A 1,813-nucleotide genomic window follows, 5' to 3' on the forward strand; every position below is an offset into this window, starting at 1 on the left:
TATTGCTCAAGCGTTAGTGGAACGTCACCAAGCCGGGGTTCAAGTAAGAGTAATTTTAGAAAATACCTATCGTCGTCCTTGGAGTTCATTGAAATTCACAGAAATTCAGCAGTTACCTGAACGAGAAAAGGATCGATATCAGGAATTTATATTATTAGCAGATTTGAACCGAGATGGAACAGTTAGCTCAGAGGAAAGTCAGCAACGAGATGCTTTAATATTGTTAGAAAATGCCGGAATTCCGATTGTTGATGATACTGAAGATGGCTCAAAGGGGACAGGGTTAATGCACCATAAATTTATGGTCGTTGATAGCAAAAATATAATTATTACTTCTGCTAACTGGACAACTAGCGATGTTCATGGGGATTTTCAAGCCTTAGAAAGTCAAGGAAATGCGAATAATTTATTAAAGATTGAAAATGCAAAATTAGCCCAATTATTAACTCAAGAGTTTGATTTAATGTGGGGGGATGGCGTTGGCAAAAAAAAGGATAGTTTATTTGGAATTGAAAAACCTTTTCGAGGTAATCAGACTATTTTAGTCGGGAATATTCCTGTTACCGTTCAATTTTCTCCTACCTCTGGAAAACAACCTTGGCAAAATAGCACGAATGGTTTAATTGAACAACAGTTACAAAAGGCTACTCAATCCTTTAATTTTGCCTTATTTGTATTTTCTTCTCAAGCTATTGTGAATACCTTAGAAAAAAAACATCAAAATCAGGTATTAATTCAAGGATTAATTGACCCTGATTTTGCCTATCGTTCCTATAGTGAAGGTTTGGATATGATGGGAATTGCGTTAGTTAATCAGTGTCGTTATGAAGCCGAAAATCATCCTTGGAAACAACCGCTTTCCACAATAGGAATTCCGAATTTATATCCTAGCGATCGCTTACATCATAAATTTGGGATTATTGATGGTAAAATTGTAATTACAGGTTCCCACAATTGGACAGAAGCCGCCAATACCCAAAATGATGAAACCTTAATTGTGATTAAAAATCAAACCGTTGCGGATCATTTTCAGAGAGAATTTGAACGACTGTATCAAAATTCAACCCTAGGAATTCCCAGTTGGCTATTAACAAAAATCGAAAAAGATTTAAAAGCCTGTGGAGGTTCTATTGCTACAAAATCCACTAATTCTAAAGCTGTAGAGACTGTAAATTCAGCGTCTTCAGACATTAAAATTAATCTAAATACCGCAACTCAAGCGGAATTAGAAACCTTACCCGGAGTCGGTGCAAAATTAGCTCAAAATATTATAGCCACTAGACAGAAAAAACCCTTTACTTCCCTAAAAGATTTAGATCAGATGCCCGGCGTTGGCCCAAAATTATTAGAAAAAATTAGCGATCGCGTTACTTGGTAAACTAGAATAGGCAATAGTCAACAGTTATTACTAGGAGTGGGTTTATCTTTGATTGAGGATTGAGGTCAGCACCCCGCACTAAAGTGACGGGGCTTCATGCCTCTAACTTTAGTTAGTTGACCAGTCTAAGCCTAACGGCTACGTTTTCTGAATCATAATACCTACAAATGCGACGCTAGTTTGTAGCTCTATTGTTAACAATTAAACAGTTTTACGAGGGGTAAAACAGTGTTGTTAACCTAACAAGTTCAGAAAACATTGACGAAGCGAACATTACCCTAGAAATAGGAGTTATTTCATGTCTAATTACGTCTTTGTAATTGATACAAATAAACAGCCTCAAAACCCAATACATCCCGCCCAAGCTCGATTGTTATTGAATCAAGGTCAAGCTGCTGTTTATCGTCGTTATCCGTTTACTATTATCTTAAAGGA

Annotated in this window: 2 protein-coding genes; both read left to right on the plus strand. The window is 36.6% G+C overall.

Annotation, left to right across the window (positions count from 1 at the left end; translation table 11 throughout):
- Positions 1–1,378, plus strand: a 1,378-nt coding sequence (locus PL8927_RS27520; protein ID WP_156093358.1) for a DUF655 domain-containing protein, incomplete at its 5' end; no start/stop codon positions are given.
- 298 nt (positions 1,379–1,676) lie between these two features.
- Positions 1,677–1,813, plus strand: a 137-nt coding sequence (locus PL8927_RS27525) for an RRXRR domain-containing protein (RefSeq protein WP_197047581.1), incomplete at its 3' end; no start/stop codon positions are given.

The sequence above is a fragment of the Planktothrix serta PCC 8927 genome (genome assembly GCF_900010725.2).
GTDB lineage: Bacteria > Cyanobacteriota > Cyanobacteriia > Cyanobacteriales > Microcoleaceae > Planktothrix > Planktothrix serta.